Origin of the sequence: Kitasatospora sp. NPDC127067 (assembly GCF_042724755.1) — a bacterium.
Taxonomy (GTDB): domain Bacteria; phylum Actinomycetota; class Actinomycetes; order Streptomycetales; family Streptomycetaceae; genus Kitasatospora; species Kitasatospora lactacystinica.
Genome location: NZ_JBHXEM010000244.1, coordinates 1 through 5,076, shown reverse-complemented (window position 1 = coordinate 5,076; position 5,076 = coordinate 1). Strand labels below are relative to the sequence as shown.

7 protein-coding genes are annotated in these 5,076 nt (G+C 75.4%); 1 reads left to right on the top strand and 6 read right to left on the bottom strand.

Translation table 11 applies throughout. The annotated features are described in order from the left end of the window. Positions 1-38: 38 nt before the first annotated feature. From ACFWJ4_RS40740 to ACFWJ4_RS40725, 4 genes are all read right to left on the bottom strand, one after another. Positions 39-935 (bottom strand): hypothetical protein, encoded by an 897-nt coding sequence (locus tag ACFWJ4_RS40740; RefSeq protein ID WP_380554304.1) that lies wholly within the window; start codon positions 933-935, stop codon positions 39-41. A gap of 46 nt (positions 936-981) precedes the next feature. Then, a complete protein-coding gene (locus ACFWJ4_RS40735) occupies positions 982-1,266 on the bottom strand; it encodes a DUF427 domain-containing protein (RefSeq protein ID WP_359912522.1) in 285 nt (94 codons plus the stop codon). 78 nt (positions 1,267-1,344) lie between these two features. Continuing rightward, positions 1,345-1,581, bottom strand: a complete 237-nt coding sequence (locus ACFWJ4_RS40730) for a DUF6296 family protein (protein ID WP_380554301.1) — start codon at positions 1,579-1,581, stop codon at positions 1,345-1,347. A gap of 15 nt (positions 1,582-1,596) precedes the next feature. Continuing rightward, on the bottom strand, positions 1,597-1,842 hold the full coding sequence (locus ACFWJ4_RS40725; RefSeq protein WP_359912516.1) for a DUF2277 domain-containing protein: 246 nt from the start codon (positions 1,840-1,842) through the stop codon (positions 1,597-1,599). A 199-nt stretch (positions 1,843-2,041) separates the two neighbouring features. Between ACFWJ4_RS40725 and ACFWJ4_RS40720 the strand changes: the two genes are divergently transcribed. Next, the gene (locus ACFWJ4_RS40720; RefSeq protein WP_380554298.1) at positions 2,042-3,235 is read left to right on the top strand and encodes an MFS transporter; all 1,194 of its coding nucleotides are present in this window, start codon (positions 2,042-2,044) and stop codon (positions 3,233-3,235) included. A 28-nt stretch (positions 3,236-3,263) separates the two neighbouring features. On the opposite strand, the gene ACFWJ4_RS40715 is transcribed toward ACFWJ4_RS40720, so the two are convergent. Together ACFWJ4_RS40715 and ACFWJ4_RS40710 are read right to left on the bottom strand one after the other, a co-directional pair. Continuing rightward, positions 3,264-3,782, bottom strand: a complete 519-nt coding sequence (locus ACFWJ4_RS40715; protein WP_380554295.1) for a gamma carbonic anhydrase family protein — start codon at positions 3,780-3,782, stop codon at positions 3,264-3,266. Between the two features lie 57 nt (positions 3,783-3,839). Continuing rightward, a complete protein-coding gene (locus tag ACFWJ4_RS40710) occupies positions 3,840-4,880 on the bottom strand; it encodes a serine hydrolase domain-containing protein (protein ID WP_380554292.1) in 1,041 nt (346 codons plus the stop codon). Between the last annotated feature and the right edge of the window lie 196 nt (positions 4,881-5,076).

Below are 5,076 nucleotides of genomic sequence, written 5' to 3'. Positions count from 1 at the left end.
CGGGACCGGTCCCGGGCGCGCCGTCCTGCTCCTGGCCGCTACGGAGCCTTCCCGTCGGCCTCCACCGCCCCGCCCTTCGACGCCGCCCCGCCCTTCGGCACCGGCGCGGCATCGGCCCAGTAGCCGCCGTCCGCCGGGCGGCGCCCGCGCAGGTCCGTCCGCACCTCGCCGGCCAGCCGGCGGGTGTCACGACGGTTCATGGTCGCGCCGATGCCGGCGCCGACCAGCAGCGGTATCACCGCCGGCAGGTGGCGCAGCGAGCTGCGGGTCAGCCGGCGGCGGACCTGCTGGCGCACCTCCGAGCTGATCGCCAGCGCGGCGAAGCCGGCGGGCCGCACCAGCAGGTTCGCGTCGATCCCCCGACGGTTGGCCCAGGCGCCGAGGTAGGCGCCGGTCCGCTGGGTGGCGCCGCCCTGCGCCGGAGTGCCGTAGACCTCGTGCAGCTCGGCGATCAGCTTGATCTCCACGGCCGCCACCGCGAGCGTCTCGGCGGCGATCTCCAGCGGCATCGCGGGCGGCACCGGCAGCATCGCCGCCGCGCCGACGCCCGCGCCGAGCGCGCTGGAGGCCCGGACGGCGCCGGTGACCAGCAGGTCGGCCAGCTGCTCCGGGAAGGCCGCGTCCGGGTGCTGCGCCCGCAGGGTGGCGAGGTCGCGCACCGGGATCCGGGGCGCGGTCCGCACCAGCTGTTCGGTCAGGGCCCGGCCGCCGTACGCGGCGCCCTTGGCCGTTCCCCTGGCGGCGGCCCGCCCGCCGTGGCCGAGCAGCCGGGCGGTGTGCAGCACTACGGCCCGGCCGCGGCCGCGCTGCTTCTCGGCGTACTCGGCGACCGGGCCGACGGGCTGCTCGGACTCCTCGACCAGTTCGGCGAGCTGCTCGCTCAGATCGGGCTCGGGAGCCGGCCGGGAGCGGCCCGGCCTGCGGAAGACTGCCATGGGAACCCGGTACCCCTTTCGCGACGACGGCACGGCCCTGGGCCGCCTACTCGGCGACCTCCACCCCGTGCCAGAAGGCGATCCGGCCGCGCACGTGCTCGGCCCCGGGCTCGGGGTCGGCGTAGAACCAGGCGGCGTCCGGGTTGGTCCGCCCGTCCACCTCCAGGGTGTGGTAGCCGGCGGTGCCCTTCCAGCCGCACACCGTGGTGGTGTCCGAGGGGCGCAGGTACTCGGTGCGCACCGCCTCGGCCGGGAAGTAGTGGTTGCCCTCGACGACGACGGTGTCGTCGCTCTCGGCGATGACGACGCCCTGCCAACTCGCTGTGGTCATACGGCGATTGTTCCCGACCACGGGTGGCCTCACCCCTTCCCGGTTCCGGGCGGTCCGGCGGCGGCCGGGCGGCGGCGGTCAGGTCAGCGGGTGGGCGTGCACCGGCACGTGCGGACTCTGGTGGCCTCCGCTGGCGAGCATCCGGACCTCGCCGGCGGCGCTGATCTCGGCCCGGACGATGCCGCTCTCGTCCTCGTACACCGGGTGGCCGCCCGGCCCGCTCGCGTCGGTGCGGGTGACCACCACGACGTCCTGCGGGGCCTGGGTGCCCGGGGTCCCGGGGAAGGTGAGGGCGTAGCGCTCGGCGGGTTTCATCACACCTGCTCCTGCCTACCCGGCGGCCTCGGCCGGCACGGCGGCCCGCGTGTGCGGGCCGCGGACCTCCAGTTCCGCGAGCAGCCGGGCGGTGGCCTCCGCGACCGCCTCCACCGCCCGGTCGAAGGCCTCCCGGTTGTGCGCCGCGGGGGCGCGGAACCCGGACACCTTGCGGACGTACTGGAGCGCGGCGGCGTGGAAGTCCTCCTCGTCGGCGTCGGGCGTGACGGGGGGTCGCAGCGTCTTGATGTTGCGGCACATGCTCCCAGTCTCGCGCGCGGGAGCCGTGTCGGCGACCCCCTTTCGTCACACGCACCTCACAGCGCCGTCATCCGGCCGGATTAGGATGCCGGACGAACGAATTCGTCCCACCGCCGTGCCACCGCCGCCCCACCTCCGTTCCACCTTCGTCCCGCCGCGCGCTTCCCCGGTCCGTCGGCATCACTCCGGAGTCACCCCCTTGCCTCTCGCGCTGCTCGCGCTGGCCGTCACCGCGTTCGCCATCGGAACCACCGAGTTCGCCGCCATGGGGCTGCTCCCCCAGGTCGCCGACAGCCTCCACGTCTCCATCCCGCAGGCGGGCTGGCTGATCTCGGCGTACGCCCTGGGGGTGGTGGTCGGTGCGCCGCTGCTGACCGCGCTGGCCGCCGGGCGGCCCCGCAAGGCGGTGCTGGTGGCGCTGGCCGGACTGTTCGCGACCGGCAACCTGCTGTGCGCGGTGGCGCCGGACTTCTGGACCCTGGCCGCCGCCCGGCTGATCACCGGGCTGCCGCACGGCGCCTTCTTCGGGGCGGGCGCGGTGGCGGCGGCCGAGCTGGTCGCACCGGACCGCCGGGCCCGGGCGGTGGCCGTGATGTTCTCCGGCCTGACCGTCGCCAACATCGTCGGCGTCCCGGCCGCGACCCTGCTCGGCCAGCACCTGGGCTGGCGGGCGACCATGCTGGTGGTCGTGCTGATCGCGGCCGCCGGGACGCTCGCCATCGCCCGGCTGGTGCCCGCGCTGCCCTCCTCCGGCCAGTCCGGGCTCCGGCACGAGCTGCGGGCCTTCCGCAGCGGGCAGCTCTGGCTGGCGCTGGCCACCGTGGTGTTCGGCTGCGGCGGCTTCTTCGCCTGCTACAGCTACATCGCCCCGCTGCTCACCAATGTCTCCGGGTACGCCACCGGCTCGGTGACCCTGGTGCTCGCGCTGTTCGGCGTCGGCATGACGATCGGCAACGTGCTGGGCGGGTTCGCCGCCGACCGGGCGCTGCGGCCCACCGTGTGCGCGGCCTTCGTGCTGCTCTCCGCCACCCTGGCGCTGTTCGCGGTGACCGCGCACGCCCGCTGGTCGGCGGCCGTCACGGTGGTCCTGATCGGGCTGTTCGGCTTCGCGATCGTGCCGGCCGTGCAGACCCTGGTGCTCCGGAAGGCGCGCAGCGCGCCGACCCTCGCCTCGGCGACGGTCCAGGGCGCCTTCAACCTGGCCAACGCCCAGGGCGCGTACTTCGGCGGGCTGGCGCTGGACGCCGGGCTCGGCTGGACCGCGCCGACGCTGGTCGGCGCGGTCCTGGCCGCGGCGGGGACGCTGATCGCGGTGCTCGCCTGGGTGGTCGACCGCCGCCGGCCCGCCCCCGTGGCGACGGAACCGGCGGCGGCCGCGATGACCACCGCCTAGCGCGGGCCCGGTGTCTCCCGGTGGGCCCTCATATCTCCCGGTGGGCCTCGGCGAGCAGCTGGTAGCCGGCACCGTTGGCCCTGATGCCCGCCTTCTCGTCCTCGGTCAGCTCCCGGCGGACCCTGGCCGGGACGCCGGCGACCAGCGAGCCGGGCGGGACGACCATGCCCTGCGGCACCACCGCGCCGGCCGCGACCAGTGAGCCGGTGCCGATCCGGGCGCCGTTGAGCACGGTGGCGTTCATGCCCACCAGCACGTCGTCCTCGACGGTGCAGCCGTGCAGCACGGCGTTGTGGCCGACCGAGATCCGCTCGCCGACCACCAGCGGGAAGCCGGGGTCGGCGTGCAGGGTGCAGTTGTCCTGGATGTTGCTGCCCGCGCCGACGCTGATCGACTCGGCGTCGCCGCGCAGCACCGCGCCGTACCAGATGCCGGCGCCGGCGGCGACGGTCACGTCCCCGACCACGACGGCGTTCGGCGCCACGAAGGCGCCCGGGTCGACGGCGGGCACCTTGCCCCCGACGGCGGCGATCAGCGGCTCTGCCATGTCTCGTCCTCCTGGTGACGGTGGGCCGTTCGCCCGCCGGTCAGCGTAGGGGGTCGGTCAGGGCGCCGTGCGGGCGAGGTCGGTTCCGGCGGCCGCCGGCCGGGCTCCGCAGAGCGCGGTCTCGATCACCTTGTTCCAGGCGGCGTTGGCGGCGTCGTCCGGGGCGTCGTAGACGGTGGTGCTCGCGGCGAACTCGCGCCTGCCGTCCGCCGAGCCGAGCATCATCGTGCTGTAGCCGGGGATGCCGCCGGCGTGGCCCCAGAAGGAGCCGCAGGGGGTGTCCAGGCGCTGCAGGCCGAGGCCGTAGCTGCGGCCCTCGCCGTTGGCGGTGGTCTGCCGCATGGCGGCGAGTTCGGCCGGGCGCAGCAGGCGGCCGCCGAGCAGGGCGTCGAGGAAGGCGGTCAGGTCGGCCGTGGTGGAGACGCCGGCGCCGGAGGGGCCGGCCATCGAGGGGTTGAACAGGGTGACGTCCACCGGGCCGGTGTCGGCCTTGTAGTAGCCGTGGGCGTACCGGCCGGGGAGGAGGGGCGAGTCGCCGGGCATCCGGGTGCCGGTGAGGCCGAGCGGGCGGATGATCCGGCGGGTCACCTCCTCGTTCCAGCTGTGGCCGGTGAGCTTCTCGATGATCATCCCGATCAGGATGTAGTTGGTGTTGGAGTACTGCCAGTCCTGGCCGGGCGGGAAGGCGGACGGGTACCGGTTGGCGATGTCCACCAGGTCCTGGAGGCCGTAGTGCCGGAAGCGGCCGCCGTCGAGCCACTGCGGCCGCCGGAAGTCGAAGGCCTGGTCCTGGGTGTAGTCGGCGACGCCGCTGGTGTGGTTGAGCAGCTGCCGGACGGTGATCGCGGTGCTGTTGGGGACGACGCCCGGCAGCAGGCACTCCAGGCGGTCGTCGAGGTCCAGCCGGTGCTCGCCGACCAGCTGGAGCAGCGTGGTGGCGACGAAGGGCTTGGTGGCGCTGCCGATCCGGAAGGAGCCCCGGGGGTCGGCGGGCGCGCCGGTGGCGAGTTCGGCGACGCCGGTGGCGTTGCGCCAGACCACCCGGCCGTCCTGGCGGACGGCGGCGAGGGCGGAGGTCGCGTAGCCGGGGTCGGTCATCCCGGCGAGGGCGGCGTCGGCGGCCTCCCAGTCGGCGTGGCCCTCGGGGGTGGCGACGGCGCCGGCGCGGAGGGCGGCGGAGCCGTGCGGGCCGCCGCAGCACCTGACCCTTCACGGGCCGTACGGGCGGCAGTACGTCGGCGGGCACGCCCGGGAGCCTTCCGCTGAGGCTCCCGGCGGCGAGCACCACCTGTCC

Bases quoted from the DNA above. Each gene is read 5' to 3' on its own strand.
- ACFWJ4_RS40735 (WP_359912522.1), bottom strand. From the start codon at position 1,266: ATGACCACAGCGAGTTGGCAGGGCGTCGTCATCGCCGAGAGCGACGAC.
- ACFWJ4_RS40725 (WP_359912516.1), bottom strand. From the start codon at position 1,842: ATGTGCCGCAACATCAAGACGCTGCGACCCCCCGTCACGCCCGACGCC.
- ACFWJ4_RS40740 (WP_380554304.1), bottom strand. From the start codon at position 935: ATGGCAGTCTTCCGCAGGCCGGGCCGCTCCCGGCCGGCTCCCGAGCCC.
- ACFWJ4_RS40710 (WP_380554292.1), bottom strand. From the start codon at position 4,880: ATGACCGACCCCGGCTACGCGACCTCCGCCCTCGCCGCCGTCCGCCAG.
- ACFWJ4_RS40730 (WP_380554301.1), bottom strand. From the start codon at position 1,581: ATGAAACCCGCCGAGCGCTACGCCCTCACCTTCCCCGGGACCCCGGGC.
- ACFWJ4_RS40715 (WP_380554295.1), bottom strand. From the start codon at position 3,782: ATGGCAGAGCCGCTGATCGCCGCCGTCGGGGGCAAGGTGCCCGCCGTC.